Raw genomic sequence first — 14,829 nt, 5'->3', positions numbered from 1 at the left:
GCATGCGTTCGTGCACGGGCTGCATGTGACGTTGCTGGTGAGTGCGGGGTTGTTGTTGCTGGGGGCGGTGATGGCGCTGCGGTTGCCCCGGGCCATGGAGTGTGGGGAGCCGGTGGTGGTGGTGCCTGGGCCTCGGGAGGGGGCCGGGGCACCCGTGCGGGTCGAGTCTGTTGGCTGACGGCCGGTTGGTGGCTGAGCTTCAGGAGTTTCCCACCCGCACCGCCCGTGAAGCCCGCTCGGCCCGTGCGGGTTTCCTGTGGGGCGTCCCGCCGTCGGCGCCTGCGGGTCGTGTGGGCCTACCGCGGCTGCCGGGCCTGCGGCGTGCGGGAGGGAATCTGGACGTGCGGCATGCCGCGTCGTAGCGTCGGGGCCTGTCCTTGATGAACAGTGCTAGTTTTCCGTGCCGGAGGCTTCGCCATGTCCGCTTCCCCTCCTTCTCCTCCTTCTCGTCCTTCCTCTTCCTCGAAGCTGCCGCCGTTCGACCCCGCCGATCCGCTCGGTGTCGACGACTTGTTGAGCGTGGAGGAGCTGGCCGTCCGGAGCACCGTGCGTGCGTGGGCGGCGGACCGGGTGCTGCCGTATGTCGCCGAGTGGTACGAGAAGGGGGAGCTGCCGGGCATCCGGGAGCTGGCGCGGGAACTGGGCGGCATCGGCGCCCTCGGCATGTCGCTCGACGGATACGGGTGCGCCGGCGCGTCCGCCGTGCAGTACGGCCTCGCCTGTCTGGAACTGGAGGCCGCCGACTCCGGAATCCGCTCGCTCGTCTCCGTGCAGGGATCGCTCGCGATGTACGCGATCCACCGGTTCGGCAGCGAGGAGCAGAAGCAGGAGTGGCTGCCCCGGATGGCCTCCGGCGAGGTCATCGGCTGCTTCGGCCTGACCGAGCCCGACCACGGTTCCGACCCCGGCGCCATGCGCACCCACGCCGAGCGGGACGGCGGGGACTGGGTCCTCACCGGACGCAAGATGTGGATCACCAACGGGTCGGTCGCGGGAGTGGCCGTCGTGTGGGCGCGGACCGATGACGGGATCCGCGGATTCGTCGTGCCCACCGACAGCCCCGGTTTCTCCGCGCCGGAGATCAAGCACAAGTGGTCACTGCGCGCGTCCGTCACCAGCGAGCTGGTGCTCGACGAGGTGCGGCTGCCCGCCGACGCCGTACTGCCCGAGGTCACCGGGCTCAAGGGGCCGCTCAGCTGTCTCTCGCACGCCCGGTACGGAATCGTGTGGGGCGCGATGGGCGCCGCACGGGCGAGTTTCGAGGCGGCGGTGGAGTACGCGAAGACACGTGAACAGTTCGGGCGGCCCATCGGCGGATTCCAGCTCACCCAGGCCAAGCTCGCCGACATGGCGGTCGAACTGCACAAGGGGATTCTGCTGGCCCACCACCTGGGCCGGCGCATGGACGCGGGACGGCTCCGTCCCGAGCAGGTCAGCTTCGGCAAGCTCAACAACGTACGAGAAGCCATCGACATCTGCCGTACGGCACGCACGATCCTCGGCGCCAACGGGATCTCGCTCGAATACCCCGTGATGCGCCACGCGACGAACCTCGAATCGGTGCTGACCTACGAAGGCACCGTCGAAATGCACCAGTTGGTACTGGGCAAGGCGCTCACCGGGCTCGACGCGTTCCGGTGAGCCGCCCTGCTCAGCTCTGGTTGAAGAAGCCGTCCGTGCGACGGGCGGCGGGCTCCCCGCTGACGATCTCGGTGTCGGCGGGGGTCAGCAGGAAAACCCGGTTCGACACGCGCTCGATCGAGCCGCGCAGGCCGAAGATCAGGCCGGCCGCGAAGTCGACGACGCGCTTGGCGTCGGCCGCCTCCATGGCCGTGAGGTTCATGATGACGGGAACGCCGTCGCGGAAGAGCTCGCCGATGCCACGGGCGTCCCGGAAGCTGTCCGGGGTGACCGTGCCGATCCGGCGGCCCTTCTCCTCGGCCGCTTCCGAGGCCACCTTGACCCGCGGATCCGTGACCCAGACCTCCCGGCTCCCGGTCTCGGATCCGTCGGTGTAGTCGTCGTCGTAGTAACGCTCGTCATCGTTGTCGTCGACGAGGCCAAGCCAGGCACTCGCCTTGCGCACCGATCCCATGGACGCCTCCTCTCACAGCGGTCTTTCTTCTTTCCGCATCCCCATGGTCGTCCATGATGCGGATGTCGCGCCAAGGGGATAGACGCCGCGCGGGGGTTTCGTGACGGTACTGGTGCACAGCGATTACGTCGAGAGGCCGCGTACCCCAAGGGTCCTGCGGTACACCGCTGCTGACTGAGAGTGAAATATGATTCTTCGCGGCGGACGGGTGACGGCTGGAGCGTCCGGGTGAACGAAGCGGTGATCGACACGCTGAAAGAGGCGGTCGGTACGATGCCGCAGCTCGACGTCAGCCACATCACGGGACACATCACGGGGGATCGGTATGTTCGGAATCGTCAGGCCCTGCAGTCATCGACTGGGCGAGAACCTCAAGACCCAATGGATGGCGCATTTGTGCGGGTTGTGTCTCGCGCTGCGTGGGGACCACGGGCAGTTCGCACGCGTCGTCACGAACTACGACGGCTTGCTGATATCGGTTCTGACGGAGGCTCAGGCCGCGCCCGACGGAAAATGGCGGCGCACGGCGGGGCCCTGTCCGCTGCGCGGAATGCGCACCGCGTCGGTCGCTCAGGGCGAGGGTGCGCGGCTCGCCGCCGCCGTGTCGCTGGTGCTCGCCTCGGCGAAGATGCGCGACCACATGGCCGACGGGGACGGACTGTTGGCGCGCCGGCCTGTGGCGCTCGCCGCGCGCCGGGTCGCCGCGAACTGGGGCCGGGCCGGCGCCCGGACCGGCTCCGACGTCGGGTTCGACACGGCCGTGCTGATCGACGCCGTGGACCGGCAGGTGGGCATCGAGACGCTCGCCGGGCCCGGTACGCCACTGCTGACCGTCACCGAGCCGACCGAGACCGCGACCGCCGCGGCCTTCGCGCACACCGCGGTCCTGGCCGGCCGGCCGGGCAACGCGGAGCCGCTCGCCGAGGCCGGCCGGCTCTTCGGACGCCTCGCCCACCTGCTGGACGCCGTGGAGGACAGGGAGGCCGACGCCGCGGCGGGGGCCTGGAACCCGCTGACCGCCACCGGGGCGTCCCTGCCGGAAGCCAGGCGGCTCGCCGACGACGCGCTGCACGGGATACGGCTCGCGCTGCGCGACGTCGAGTTCACGGACCCGAAGCTCGCGCACGTACTGCTCGCGCACGAGCTGCGGAACTCGGTGGACCGGGTGTTCGGCACCACGTCCTGCTCGCACGGCGTCGAGCTGTACGGGCCGCCGCCGGGCAACCCGTACGCGCCGTCCGGGCCCGGCGGACCGCCCCAGCCGCCGCCCGAGCCGCCGCACCGCAACCGGCGCGGACTCCTCGCGGGCTGCGCCGTGTGGATGGGCCTGGCCTGTACGTGCCAGGTGTGCTGCGGCGAGTACACCGACCCGTGGTCGGGGGAACGCAAGCCGGCGACCTGTCAGAACTGCGGCGACTGCTGTCAGTGCTGCGACTGCTGCGGGAAGTGCGGTGACTGCTGTGGGAACTGCTGCGACGGGTGTGACGGGTGCGGATGTGATTGCAGCTGCTGAAACAGCCGGAGGAACGGGAGAGGAGCGCGAGGGGAGGGGTGCGCGTGTGAAGGCCCGGGGGCAGGTGCGGAGAACACGGAAGGCGCCCGCCCTCGAAGGGCTCGGGCGCGCAGGGGGTCAGCTCAACAGGACGAGGACCACACTCGACCGAAGTCGATGTGGGAGCGCGTGACCAGCCACTGCCGCAAATGCATGCGCATAAGTGGAACAGGCATTCGGGTGCACGTCAACTGACGTGAGACGTACCGCTCACAGTGTGGACAGCCTTGACAGGCCGGGGAAACGCCCCCGTACTCTCAACGGACGGCCCTGCTGAGGGGCTCGGCCGTGCACGCCGTACGACGCCCTCGGGCGTCCGGCGTGACTGCGTGATCTGCGTGATCTGCGTGAAGGCACCACCCGTGTTCGACTCGACGCATCACGGAGCCTTCGCCATGCCCTCACTCACTGTCCCCCTGCGCCGACTCGGCCAATACCGCGCCGTGCGGCACCACCGGCGCGGTGCGGAGTTCACGCGATGAGCGGGGTGCGCCCGTCGCTGGTCATCGTGGGGGCCGGACCGCGAGGGACCGGGCTGCTGGAGCGGATCGCCGCCAACGCGCCCGAGCTGTACGCCGGTTCGGGGCCTGGCGAGCCGGGCCTCGACGTGCACCTCGTCGATCCGTTCCCGCCGGGCGGCGGACGCATCTGGCGCGAGGAACAGCCACCGCTGCTGTGGATGAACTCGCAGGCCCAGGACGTCACCATGTTCACCGACGAGACGGTCGACATGGCCGGACCCGTCCGGCAGGGCCCCACCCTGCACGAGTGGGCCGAACTCGACGGACGCGTCTTCGCGGACCGGCAGCGACAGGGCGGCTACCTGCGCTGGGTGTACGAGCGGACCGTCGCCGCGCTCCCTCCGGGCATCCGCGTCCGGCACCACCCGCACCGCGCCGTACGGGTCGAGGGCCCGCGCGCTGGGCGTCAGCAGGTGTGGCTGGACGGCAGGCCGCGTCCGCTCCCCGCCGACCTCGTCGTCCTCGCGCTCGGCCATCTCGACGCGCAACTCGACGATGAACAGCTCCGGTTGGCGGCGTACGCCCGCGCCCACGGCCTCGTGCACCTGCCGCCGGACTTCACCGCCGACAGCGACCTGTCCAACCTCGGCCCCGGCGAGCCCGTGCTCGTACGCGGCTTCGGGCTCGCCTTCGTCGACCTGATGGTCCTCCTCACGGAAGGGCGCGGCGGACGCTACGAGACCGGCGCCGACGGGGAGTTGACGTACCGGGCGTCCGGGCGCGAGCCCGTGCTGCACGTCGGGTCACGGCGCGGGGTGCCGTACCACTCGAAGATCGGCTACGACTGGACCGGTGAGCGTCCGCCGCTGCCACGCTTCTTCGGGCCGGGCGAGGTGGACGAACTGCTGGCGCGTCCCGGTGGCTTCGACTTCCGGCGGGACGTGTGGCCGCTCGTCGAGAAGGAGCTCGGCTTCGCCCACTACCACCGGCTGTTCGCGGCGCACCCCGACCGCACGGCCATGGCCTGGCCGGACTTCGAGGAGAGGTACGAGAAGTACGCCGCCGCCGACAGCGCAGAGACCCGGGCCCTGGTCGCCGCCGCCGTGCCCGACCCCGCCGACCGCCTGGACCTGGCCGCGCTCGACCACCCGCTGGCCGGGGTACGCCATGCCTCGTACGGCGCGTTCCAGGACGGCCTGCGGGCCTATGTCGAGGAGGACCTGAGGCGACGTCACGACCCCGCGGGCAGCCCGGACCTGGCGGTCTTCCTCGGACTCCTGTCCGTCTACGGGCAGTTGGTGCGGCTCGGCGACATCGGGCCCTGGTGGCACGGCTTCTTCAGCTACCTCGCGTCGGGGCCGCCCGGACCGAGGCTGCGGCAACTGCTCGCCCTGTCCCGGGCCGGAGTACTGAACTTCCTCGGCGCCGGCATGACCGTGTCGGCCTCGGACGGAGTCTTCCGGGCCACCAGCGCCACCGTGCCCGGGGAGCACGTCGAGGCCCGCGCGCTCGTCGAGGCACGGCTGCCGCACCCCACGGTCGAGCGGACCCGGGACACCCTGCTGCGCGAGCTGTACGCCGAAGGGGCCGCCGCGACGCCCGAGGGCCTGCTCGCCGTGGACCCCGCCGACGGACGCGTCCTGGACCGGTCCGGCGTCCCGCACCCGCGGCGGTTCGCGCTCGGACCGCACACCGACGCCCGGGGTTCCGGCGCGTTCACCCGGCCGCGTACCGGAGGGCCCGCCTTCCGGCAGAACGACGCCACGGCGCGCGCCGCGCTCGCCTTCCTGCGCGACCTCTCCTGTCGGGCCACAGCCGCGTAATCGCCGCCGCGTAACCGCCGCCGCACCCGCCACTCGTACCCGTGCAGCCGCTCGTACCCGGCGCCCGCACCGGTACCCGCGCCCGCACCGCGCATCCGCTCCCTTCTCCCGCCCCGAGGACCCCATGTCGCTGACCAGTGATCCACCCCTTGCCAAGGCGCCGGCCGAGCCGGAGGACTACGGCGCGCTCAAGGTGGTGCCCGTCCGGCACCCCTGGCGCTGGGCCGCCGTCGTCGTGACCGCCGTGCTGCTCGCCCAGTTCGTCCACGGGCTCGCCACCAACTCCGGCTGGGAATGGGAGGTGTTCGCCGAGTTCTTCACCGCCGAAGTGGTGCTCAAGGCGGTCTGGGTCACCCTTCAACTCACCGTCTACGGCACGGCGTTGGGCTTCGCGCTCGGGATCGTGCTCGCTTTCATGCGGCTGTCCGACAGCGCGTTCCTGAACGCCGTCTCCTTCGCGTACATCTGGGCGTTCCGGTCCATCCCGCTGATCGTGCAGCTGCTGTTCTGGTTCAACCTCGCCTATCTCTACAAGGAGCTGGAGTTCGGTATCCCCTTCGGGCCCGGCTTCTTCACCTTCGACACGATGGGTCTGGTCGGCGCGATGAGCGCGGCCGTCCTGGGGCTCGCCCTGCACCAGGCCGCGTACGCCGCGGAGATCGTGCGCGGGGGCGTACTGGCCGTCGACAGCGGGCAGTTGGAGGCCGCCGCCGCGCTCGGCATCCCCCGGCTGCGGCAGATCCGGCGGATCGTGCTGCCGCAGGCGATGCGCTCCATCCTGCCGAACGCCGCCAACGAGGTGATCTCCCTCTTCAAGGGCACCTCGATCGTCTCCGTCATGGCGATCGGCGAACTCTTCTACCAGGTCCAGGTCATCTACGGACGCAACGGCCGGGTCGTACCGCTGCTCATGGTCGCGACGGCCTGGTACATCCTCCTGACCACCGCGCTCTCCATCCTCCAGCACTACGTGGAACGGCACTTCGCGAAGGGAAGCACCCGATGAGCGCGCCCACCACCCCCGCGCCGGCCGACGGAACGAACGGCGCGACGACCGATGAGGCGGCCCTGCCCATGGTCGATGTCAGGTCCGTGCACAAGAGCTTCGGTTCGCTGGAAGTGCTCAAGGGAGTCGACCTCCAGGTGCGCGTCGGCGAGGTCACCGTCGTCCTCGGCCCCTCCGGCTCCGGCAAGTCCACTCTGCTGCGCACCATCAACCACCTGGAGAAGGTCGACCAGGGCTGGATCAGCGTGGACGGCTCGCTGATCGGCTACCGGCGCTCCGGCGACAAGCTCTACGAGCTGCGCGAGCGCGAGATCCTCAGACAGCGCACCCGGATCGGGTTCGTCTTCCAGAACTTCAACCTCTTTCCGCATCTCACGGTGCTGGAGAACATCGTCGAGGCCCCGGTGTCCGCGCTGAGGCGGCCCCGCAAAGACGTCACGGCGGCGGCCCGCAGGCTGCTCGACCGGGTCGGGCTCGCCGAGAAGGCCGACGCCTACCCGAAGCAGCTGTCCGGCGGACAGCAGCAGCGCGTGGCCATCGCCCGGGCGCTCGCCCTGGAGCCCAGGCTGCTCCTCTTCGACGAGCCGACGTCCGCGCTCGACCCCGAGCTGGTCGGCGAAGTCCTCGACGTCATCAAGGACCTGGCCCACCAGGGCACCACGATGATCGTCGTCACGCACGAGATCGGCTTCGCCCGTGAGGTCGCCGACACCGTCGTCTTCATGGACGACGGCCGCATCGTCGAACAGGGCGCCCCCGGCGACGCACTCGACACACCGAGGCACGAACGCACCCGCGCCTTCCTCTCCAAGGTCCTCTGACCGTCCCCGTCCGTGACCCGCGCAACCACAACCACCCCTCTCAGCCCAGGAGTTCACTCATGACATCCCGACGCACCCTCGCCGCAGCCGTCGCCGCACTCGTCGTCGCCCCGCTGCTCAGCGCCTGCGGCGGTGACAGCGACGCGGCGACCGGTACGGGCTCGTCCGGAACCAAGAAGGTCGGCGGCGTCAACATCGGCCCGGACCAGCACCGGATCCGTGGCAAGAAGGCCGACGAGATCGCCGCGCTCGTCCCGGCGGCGATCCGCGAGCGCGGCACGCTGAGGCTAGGCCAGAGCGCCGACGCGTCACCGCCACTCGGCTTCTACGCGACCGACGACAAGACGAGAATCGGCTCCGAGATCGACCTCGCGACCCTCGTCGCCGACACCCTCGGCCTCAAGCTCGACAACGACGAGGTCTCCTGGGAGAACCTCTTCGTCGGCCTGGACAGCGGCAAGTTCGACGCCGTCTTCTCGAACGTCACCGTCACCGAGGAGCGCAAGGAGAAGTACGACTTCGCCACCTACCGTCTCGACAACATCGCGTTCGAGGCGAAGAAGGGCAGCGGCTGGAAGGTCGAAAGCCCGGAGGACGCCGCGGGCAGGACGATCGCCGTCGCCTCCGGCACCAACCAGGAGAAGATCCTCGTCGACTGGAGCAAGCAGAACGAGAAGGCGGGCCGCAAGGGCATCACGATCAAGTACTTCCAGAAGGACACGGACTACTACCTGGCCCTCCAGTCGGGCCGTATCGACGCCTATCTGGGCCCGAGCCCGTCCGCCGCGTACCACGTGGCCAGCGCGGAGCAGTCGGAGATCATCGGCACGCTCTCGGGGGCCGGGGACGACCTCCAGGGCAAGATCGCCGCGACCACGAGGAAGGGCAGCGGGCTCGTCGACGCGTACGCGGCGGCCGTCAACCACGTGATCGAGGACGGCAGTTACGCGCGCGTGCTCAAGAGGTGGGGCCTGGCGACCGAGGCCGTGCCGAAGTCGGAGATCAACCCGCCGGGCCTGCCGAAGATCTGACACCGGCCCCGCCCCCACCGCCTCCACCGATCCGGCTTGCTCCCGTGTCACCGATCCCGCGCCGCTGCGGCCGCTCGTCGCGGCGGCGGTCGGGAGCCCCCCAGAAAGGCTCTCCTTCCCATGACAGCACCGCACGGCCGGGGGCTGCTGCACCTGGCCGCAGCCATCGATCAGGAGGCGGCCCCCGATGTCTCGGCCTATGTCGAACTGACGCGGCTCGCCGAGCGCGGCACGTTCGACTTCGTGACACTGGGCGACACCTTCGCGCGGCCCGGGCTCGACGCGTTCGACGTGCTGGCACGGGTCGCGCCCGCCACGAAACGCATCGGCCTGGTGCCGACCGTCACCACCCCGCACACCGAGCCGTTCCACGTCCAGGCCGCCCACGTCCAGGCCGCCGTGGCGACCCTCGACCGGGTGAGCCACGGGCGGGCCGGCTGGTGTATCGACGTGTCGACCGGTCGCTTCGTCGACCGCGACAAGCCGCACCATGTCGACTTCGAGGGCGACACCTTCTCCGTACGCGGTCCCTCGACCATGCCGCGACCCGCGCAGGGGTACCCGGTACGAGTCGTCGACGCCACGGACCGGCATGCCCGGGCGACCGCGGCCCGGTACGCGGACGTGGCACTGGTCCGGGGCGCGAACCCGGCACAGGTCGGCGCGGTACGGGCCGAGTTGCACGCCGCGGCACTCGCACAGGGCCGTGACCCGGACGAGCTGCGTGTCCTGGCCGCCCTCACCGTCGACCTCGGTGACGGCGAGCGCGCGGCCGAGCGGGGCCACGGCGGAGGCGGCCCCCGGCAGACCGCGCAGGGCCCGCTGTACCGCGGGGGTCCCGTCGACCTCGCCGAACTGATCGCCCGCTGGCACGAGACCGGCGCCGCCGACGGCTTCCACCTCATCCCCGTCGAGCCCCGCCGAGACCTGGAACGCCTGGTCAACGGCACGATCGCGCTGCTTCAGCACCGCGGGCTGTTCCGCACCTTCTACCCGGGCGGCACCCTCCGCGAGCACCTGGGGCTGGCCCGGCCCGCCAGACTGTGACCGAGGCGTGGGACCGGCCGTCCTTCGGCGGCACCGCGGACTCATAGCACGGGAAACACGGGCGTTTTTCGGCGATGCCACGAGCGGGCGCGGCAGTTGCCGGCGCCGGTTTCCGCGACCGGCGGCGCCCGACGCGCAGGGGCGTACGACGGTGCACTTCGAGGCGGGCCCCGCTTCCGCCGTGTGCGTTCGCGGACCCCTTCATCTGCCCATTCCCGCCGCCGGGAAATACCCTGAGCGCGGGGACCGCGGCGGAGACCGCGGCCGGGAACGCGATCCACTCCGGCAATCCGCACAGAATCCACACATCGGCCCCGACGGGGGCAACCCCCCTGGGGAATACGCAAGTTGAACGCCGCACGGCCGAAAGGCACCCTTGCGTCCTTCGGGTGCGCGGCCAAATACTCCCCCCAGCGCTTGTCAGGGGCACGGCATGTTCGGAATCCGGACAATCTGCCTCTGGCGTGCGCCTCACGGGCCCCGACCCCACGCGGGCCCCCGACTTCCCTTTGGAGGGAACGAACAGTGAGGACCAAGCGCACCACCCCCCGTAGCGGCATAGCGAGACGGACCCGGCTGATCGCCGTGACCACCGGACTCGTGGCCGCGGCCGCGTTCACCGTCCCCGCGGCGAACGCGAGCGACGCATCGACGTTCACCACGTCCCAGCTGAAGAGCGCCAACTCATCGGTGCTCAAGGCCGATGTGCCGGGTACCGCCTGGGCGACCGACGCGAAGACCGGCAAGGTCCTCGTCACGGTCGACAGCACGGTCTCCAAGGCGGAGATCGCGAAGATCAAGCGGGCCGCGGGCAGCAATGCCGGTGCCCTGGAGATCAAGCAGACTCCAGGCAAAATCAACAAACTGATCAAAGGTGGCGACGCCATCTATGCGAGTAGCTGGCGCTGCTCGCTCGGCTTCAACGTCCGTAGCGGCAGCACGGACTACTTCGTGACCGCCGGTCACTGCACCGACGGCGCGGGCACCTGGTGGTCCAACTCCGGGCACACGACCACCCTCGGTACGACGTCCGGCTCCAGCTTCCCGACCAACGACTACGGGCTGGTGCGCTACACCAACACCTCGGTCACCAAGTCCGGCACCGCCGGCAGCGTGGACATCACCAGCGCCGCCACCCCGAGCGTGAACACCAACGTCATCCGCACCGGTTCCACCACCGGCACGCACACCGGACGCGTGACCGCTCTCAACGCGACCGTCAACTACGGCGGCGGCGACGTCGTCTACGGCATGATCCAGACCACGGTCTGCGCCGAGCCCGGCGACTCCGGCGGTCCGCTCTACGGCAGCAACGGTGTCGCCTACGGTCTGACCTCGGGCGGCAGCGGCAACTGCAGCTCCGGCGGCACCACGTTCTTCCAGCCGGTCACCGAGGCCCTGAGCGCCTACGGCGTCAACGTCTTCTGATCGGTAGGCAGATCGGTAGGCAGATCGGTACGCACCAAAGCGATATCCGCGTGGCCTGACTGCAGTCGGCAGGACGAGCCCCCGCACCGCGTCGTCCGCGGTGCGGGGGCTCGTCCCGTGGGCCGTTTCGTTCCGTTCCGGCTCACCCGTCGGTCCGTGGTGTCGCGCACAGCCAGTCCAGTATGTCCGGGAGTGCCTCCAGCGCCGAGAAATGACCCGCCTCCGGCTCCAGGACGGGGCGGGCGCGGGGGATGTGCCGGGCCAGCCACTCGAAGTGGCCCACCGGCGAGAAGGTGTCCTCGGCGCCGTGCCACAGCAGCACGGGCCGGGTGATCCGCGCCGGGTCGAAGCCCCAGTGGCTCAGCAGCGCGAGGGTGTCGTCGAGCCAGCCGTACGCCGAAGTGCGCAGCGCCTCACGGTAGTTGCGCAACAGCATGTCGCTCATGGCCGGGGCGGAGACGATCCGCCGGTCGGAGTCGGTGAGGCCGTCCCGGACCGACGCGAGGAGCTGGGCCGGGTCCGCCCGGATCTCGGCGGCCCGCGAGGCGAGCCGGTCCGCGAAGTCCACGGGGTCGGTCAGCGCCCGGGTGAACTCCTCGACGTTGGACGCCGCCATCCCCTCGAACCACTTCAGCCCCTCACCGGCGGGCGGCGCGAGGCTCGCCAGCACGGCGGCCCGCCGTACCCGGGTCGGCAGCAGCGCCGCGCAGGCCAGCGCGTGCGGGGCGCCGCCCGACCGGCCGAGGACCGCGAACCGGTCGAGCCCGAGCGCGTCGGCCAGCGCGGCCACGTCCCGGGCGGCCTGCGCCACCCGGCGGCCGGGACCGCGGTCGGAGTCCCCGTACCCGGGGCGGTCGTACGCGATGAACCGCACCCCGGGCCGTGCCTCGATCATGTCGTGCGGCACCACCCCGAGCCGGCAGCCCGGTGTGCCGTGCAGCAGCACCACCGGCGTGCCGTCCGGGTCGCCCCACTCCTCGAACGCCAGCCGCCGTCCGTCCCGCATCCGTATCCCGCTCGGCACCTCTGTCCTCCATCTCCCCATGACTCCGCACCGGAGTTACCGTCGAAGTACACGCCTTGCGCGCCCGATACGGACCCTGGGGGTCGTCATGATCGAGGAGCTGGTGACGGCGGGAGTGACGCTCGCGTCCGTCGGAGTGGTGTACGCGATGGCCGCGGCCCGAGTCGTCAAACAATACGAGCGTGGAGTGGTGCTCCGGCTCGGAAGGCTGCGATCCGGGGTGCGCGGTCCGGGATTCACCCTGATCGTGCCCTTCGTGGACCGGCTTCAGAAGGTCAACATGCAGATCGTGACCATGCCGGTGCCCGGACAGGACGGCATCACCCGGGACAACGTCACGGTGCGCGTGGACGCCGTCATCTACTTCAAGGTGGTGTCCGCCGCCGACGCGGTCATCAAGGTCGAGGACTACCGGTTCGCGGTCTCGCAGATGGCACAGACGTCGCTGCGCTCGATCATCGGCAAGAGCGAGCTGGACGACCTGCTCTCCAACCGCGAGAAGCTGAACCAGGGCCTGGAGTTGATGATCGACAGTCCGGCCGTGGAGTGGGGTGTCTCCATCGACCGCGTCGAGATCAAGGACGTGTCGCTGCCGGAGACGATGAAGCGGTCCATGGCACGCCAGGCGGAGGCCGACCGTGAACGGCGGGCCCGGGTCATCAACGCGGACGCCGAACTGCAGGCCTCCAAGAAACTGGCGGAAGCCGCCGGAGTGATGTCGGAGCAGCCCGCCGCGCTCCAGCTGCGGCTGCTGCAGACCGTGGTGGCGGTCGCGGCCGAGAAGAACTCCACGCTCGTGCTGCCCTTCCCGGTCGAGCTGCTGAGGTTCCTGGAGCGGGCGCAGCCGGCACCGCAGCCGCAGCCGGCTCAGCAACAGGTGGCGCAACCGGCGCGGCAGCAGGTGGCGGATTCCACGCATCAGGCGCCCCGGCCGGCGGCCGAGAATCAGCCGTCGCTGTCCGAGTCCCCGCAGTCACTGCCCGGGCCCGAGCAGCAGTCGACGCCGCAGTCGCCGCAGCAGTCGATCCGGCCGCAGGACCTGTCGGCGCAGGCGCAACAGCTGCTGGCTCAGTGGCAGCAATCGATGCAGGAGCAACTGCCGCCCGTCGAGGCGCCGTTGGACCCGGGCTTCGGAGGGTCGAAATCCGGACAGGACTAGACCTCACGGAATGACGTTAGTTACTCGCTCGTAGTATTTGCGATGGGGACCGACGTGGTGTGACGGTGGCTTGTCAACGCGCGTAAACCATGTGGGGGCGCGCGGTGATTGTAGTGTGCGCGTCCTGAAGTCGACCTTGTGTGCTCCTGGGCGGCCTAGGAATAGTGGGCGGTGTCCGTTGGCATGGACGCGGCTTTTTTTATGAGTCGTCTCCCTTGCCGTACACCTCTCGGGCGCGCTGGTCCCCACAACCGCCGCGTCCGACCCCCCACAGGAGGACACAAGTTGAAGCACCGACGCATACCCAAGCGGCGGGTCGCCGCGGCAGGCGCGGGCATCGCCGCACTGGTCGTGGGCGGAATCACCTTGCAGAGTGCGAACGCGAGTGAGAACGCGTCCGCTCCCGAGCTCAAGATCCTCTCGGTCACGGCGGCCGGAAATCTCGCCTCGACACTCGGCAAGGACCTCGGCACCGACGCGGCGGGAACGTATTACGACGCGAAGGCCAAGAGCCTCGTCGTGAACGTCCTCGACGAGACCGCGGCCGACACCGTCGAGGCGGCCGGCGCCAAGGCCAGAATCGTCGAGAACTCCCTCGCGGAGCTGAAGAGCGCCCGTACGACGCTGAAGCAGGACGCGACCATCCCCGGCACCTCGTGGGCGGTCGACCCGTCGACCAACAAGGTCGTCGTCACCGCGGACCGCACGGTCACCGGCGCCGAGCTGACCAAGCTGTCGAAGGTCGTCGACGGGCTCGGCGGCACGACCGAACTCAAGCGGACGAAGGGGGAGTTCAAGCCCTTCGTGGCCGGCGGTGACGCCATCACCGGTGGCGGCGGCCGCTGCTCGCTCGGCTTCAACGTGGTCAAGGGCGGCGAGCCGTTCTTCCTCACCGCCGGGCACTGCACCGAGGCGATCACCAGCTGGTCCGACTCCTCCGGCACGGTGATCGGCGAGAACGCGGACTCCAGCTTCCCCGACAACGACTACGGCCTGGTGAAGTACACCGCGGACGTGGACCACCCGAGCGAGGTGAACCTCTACAACGGTTCCGCGCAGCAGATTTCCGGCGCGGCGGAGGCCACCGTGGGTATGGAGGTCACCCGCAGCGGGTCGACGACCCAGGTCCACGACGGGACGGTCACCGGTCTCGACGCCACCGTGAACTACGGCAGCGGTGACATCGTCAACGGGCTCATCCAGACCGACGTCTGCGCNNGACGTTCTTCCAGCCGGTGACTGAGGCGTTGTCGGCGACGGGGACGGAGATCGGCTGACGGCTCCGCCGGGTTGCCTGTTTTGTGTGAGCCCCGCTTCCACCTGTCTGGTGGGGGCGGGGCTCTCGCGTTGTTGCGTTGTTGCGTTGTCGCGTTGGGGGGGGG

General features: G+C 70.2%; 11 protein-coding genes and 3 pseudogenes. 12 read left to right on the top strand and 2 right to left on the bottom strand.

The annotated features are described in order from the left end of the window. A pseudogene (locus AOK01_RS45855) lies at positions 1–178 on the top strand (MFS transporter); the annotation flags it as partial. A 239-nt stretch (positions 179–417) separates the two neighbouring features. After that, the gene (locus AOK01_RS37895; RefSeq protein WP_055519843.1) at positions 418–1,641 is read left to right on the top strand and encodes an acyl-CoA dehydrogenase family protein; all 1,224 of its coding nucleotides are present in this window, start codon (positions 418–420) and stop codon (positions 1,639–1,641) included. A 10-nt stretch (positions 1,642–1,651) separates the two neighbouring features. On the opposite strand, the gene AOK01_RS37890 is transcribed toward AOK01_RS37895, so the two are convergent. After that, positions 1,652–2,095: a cell division protein SepF gene (locus tag AOK01_RS37890; RefSeq protein ID WP_055519841.1), complete on the bottom strand. Its 444-nt coding sequence runs from the start codon at positions 2,093–2,095 to the stop codon at positions 1,652–1,654. 325 nt (positions 2,096–2,420) lie between these two features. On the opposite strand from AOK01_RS37890, the gene AOK01_RS37885 reads away from it, so the two are divergent. The 8 genes and pseudogenes from AOK01_RS37885 (at position 2,421) to AOK01_RS37855 (ending at position 11,264) form a co-directional block, all read left to right on the top strand. Then, positions 2,421–3,608 (top strand): DUF5685 family protein, encoded by a 1,188-nt coding sequence (locus tag AOK01_RS37885; protein WP_055519839.1) that lies wholly within the window; start codon positions 2,421–2,423, stop codon positions 3,606–3,608. Positions 3,609–4,125: 517 nt separating this feature from the next. Next, positions 4,126–5,931, top strand: a complete 1,806-nt coding sequence (locus AOK01_RS37880) for an FAD/NAD(P)-binding protein (protein WP_190853477.1) — start codon at positions 4,126–4,128, stop codon at positions 5,929–5,931. Between the two features lie 124 nt (positions 5,932–6,055). Beyond that, entirely contained in the window at positions 6,056–6,937 is an 882-nt protein-coding gene (locus AOK01_RS37875; RefSeq protein ID WP_055519836.1) for an amino acid ABC transporter permease, read from the top strand. Between the two features lie 68 nt (positions 6,938–7,005). Next, on the top strand, positions 7,006–7,758 hold the full coding sequence (locus AOK01_RS37870) for an amino acid ABC transporter ATP-binding protein (protein WP_055519847.1): 753 nt from the start codon (positions 7,006–7,008) through the stop codon (positions 7,756–7,758). Between the two features lie 59 nt (positions 7,759–7,817). Then, positions 7,818–8,789, top strand: coding sequence for an ABC transporter substrate-binding protein (locus AOK01_RS37865; RefSeq protein WP_055519834.1), 972 nt, complete (start codon positions 7,818–7,820; stop codon positions 8,787–8,789). Positions 8,790–8,909: 120 nt separating this feature from the next. Continuing rightward, entirely contained in the window at positions 8,910–9,836 is a 927-nt protein-coding gene (locus tag AOK01_RS37860) for an LLM class flavin-dependent oxidoreductase (RefSeq protein WP_055519832.1), read from the top strand. Between the two features lie 61 nt (positions 9,837–9,897). Then, positions 9,898–10,090, top strand: a pseudogene (locus tag AOK01_RS45850) (DUF1684 domain-containing protein); the annotation flags it as partial. Positions 10,091–10,361: 271 nt separating this feature from the next. Further along, positions 10,362–11,264 carry a S1 family peptidase gene (locus tag AOK01_RS37855; RefSeq protein ID WP_055519829.1) on the top strand — a complete coding sequence of 301 codons (903 nt, stop codon included), beginning with the start codon at positions 10,362–10,364 and terminating at the stop codon, positions 11,262–11,264. A 142-nt stretch (positions 11,265–11,406) separates the two neighbouring features. Here AOK01_RS37855 and AOK01_RS37850 read toward each other — a convergent pair whose 3' ends face one another. Continuing rightward, the gene (locus tag AOK01_RS37850; RefSeq protein WP_055519828.1) at positions 11,407–12,270 is read right to left on the bottom strand and encodes an alpha/beta fold hydrolase; all 864 of its coding nucleotides are present in this window, start codon (positions 12,268–12,270) and stop codon (positions 11,407–11,409) included. 106 nt (positions 12,271–12,376) lie between these two features. Here AOK01_RS37850 and AOK01_RS37845 point away from each other — a divergent pair, with 106 nt between their 5' ends. Further along, positions 12,377–13,447: a slipin family protein gene (locus AOK01_RS37845; RefSeq protein ID WP_055519826.1), complete on the top strand. Its 1,071-nt coding sequence runs from the start codon at positions 12,377–12,379 to the stop codon at positions 13,445–13,447. A 285-nt stretch (positions 13,448–13,732) separates the two neighbouring features. Beyond that, positions 13,733–14,664: pseudogene (locus AOK01_RS37840) on the top strand (S1 family peptidase); the annotation flags it as partial. Between the last annotated feature and the right edge of the window lie 165 nt (positions 14,665–14,829).

This window comes from Streptomyces aurantiacus, assembly GCF_001418335.1.
In the GTDB taxonomy this organism is placed as follows: Bacteria; Actinomycetota; Actinomycetes; order Streptomycetales; family Streptomycetaceae; genus Streptomyces; species Streptomyces aurantiacus.
Note: the sequence above shows the minus strand (reverse complement) of the source record. Positions and strands in the feature narration are given on the sequence as shown.

Bases quoted from the DNA above. Each gene is read 5' to 3' on its own strand.
- AOK01_RS37895 (WP_055519843.1), top strand. From the start codon at position 418: ATGTCCGCTTCCCCTCCTTCTCCTCCTTCTCGTCCTTCCTCTTCCTCG.
- AOK01_RS37890 (WP_055519841.1), bottom strand. From the start codon at position 2,095: ATGGGATCGGTGCGCAAGGCGAGTGCCTGGCTTGGCCTCGTCGACGAC.
- AOK01_RS37885 (WP_055519839.1), top strand. From the start codon at position 2,421: ATGTTCGGAATCGTCAGGCCCTGCAGTCATCGACTGGGCGAGAACCTC.
- AOK01_RS37880 (WP_190853477.1), top strand. From the start codon at position 4,126: ATGAGCGGGGTGCGCCCGTCGCTGGTCATCGTGGGGGCCGGACCGCGA.
- AOK01_RS37875 (WP_055519836.1), top strand. From the start codon at position 6,056: ATGTCGCTGACCAGTGATCCACCCCTTGCCAAGGCGCCGGCCGAGCCG.
- AOK01_RS37870 (WP_055519847.1), top strand. From the start codon at position 7,006: ATGGTCGATGTCAGGTCCGTGCACAAGAGCTTCGGTTCGCTGGAAGTG.
- AOK01_RS37865 (WP_055519834.1), top strand. From the start codon at position 7,818: ATGACATCCCGACGCACCCTCGCCGCAGCCGTCGCCGCACTCGTCGTC.
- AOK01_RS37860 (WP_055519832.1), top strand. From the start codon at position 8,910: ATGACAGCACCGCACGGCCGGGGGCTGCTGCACCTGGCCGCAGCCATC.
- AOK01_RS37850 (WP_055519828.1), bottom strand. From the start codon at position 12,270: ATGCGGGACGGACGGCGGCTGGCGTTCGAGGAGTGGGGCGACCCGGAC.
- AOK01_RS37845 (WP_055519826.1), top strand. From the start codon at position 12,377: ATGATCGAGGAGCTGGTGACGGCGGGAGTGACGCTCGCGTCCGTCGGA.